Annotated in this window: 1 protein-coding gene; it reads right to left on the bottom strand. The window is 70.2% G+C overall.

What is annotated here, in order from left to right; translation table 11 throughout:
- On the bottom strand, positions 1-460 hold a 460-nt coding region (locus EOA85_RS36975), incomplete at both ends, for a calcium-binding protein (protein WP_164760213.1).

Genomic DNA, 460 nt, shown 5'->3' with positions numbered 1-460 from the left:
CTGTCGGTCCCGCCGCCGCCCGCTTCGATCACCCGGTCGAGGCCGCTGTCGACATAATACAGGTCGTTGCCTGCGCCGCCGGTCAGAGCGTCATCCCCGGCGCCGCCGTCGAGCCTGTCGTTGCCAGCGCCGCCGGTCAGCGCGTCATCCCCGGCGCCGCCAACCAAGATGTCGTTGCCGATGCCGCCGTTCAGCGTGTCGTTGCCGGCGCCGCCCACCAGCGTGTTGTTGAATTCGTTGCCGGTGAGGGTCAGGCCAGTCGCGCCGGCATTGGCCCGCAAGCTCTCGACTTCCTGGCCGGCGGCCAAGGCATAGTCGACGCGGGCGTAGACGCTGTCGGTCCCGCCGCCGCCCGCTTCGATCACCCGGTCGAGGCCGCTGTCGACATAATACAGGTCGTTGCCTGCGCCGCCGGTCAGAGCGTCATCCCCGGCGCCGCCGTCGAGCCTGTCGTTGCCAG

This window comes from Mesorhizobium sp. M5C.F.Ca.IN.020.29.1.1, assembly GCF_003997375.1.
Lineage (GTDB): Bacteria > Pseudomonadota > Alphaproteobacteria > Rhizobiales > Rhizobiaceae > Mesorhizobium > Mesorhizobium wenxiniae.
The sequence above is the reverse complement of the archived record's forward strand: the minus strand, read 5'-3'. Positions and strand labels throughout refer to the sequence as shown.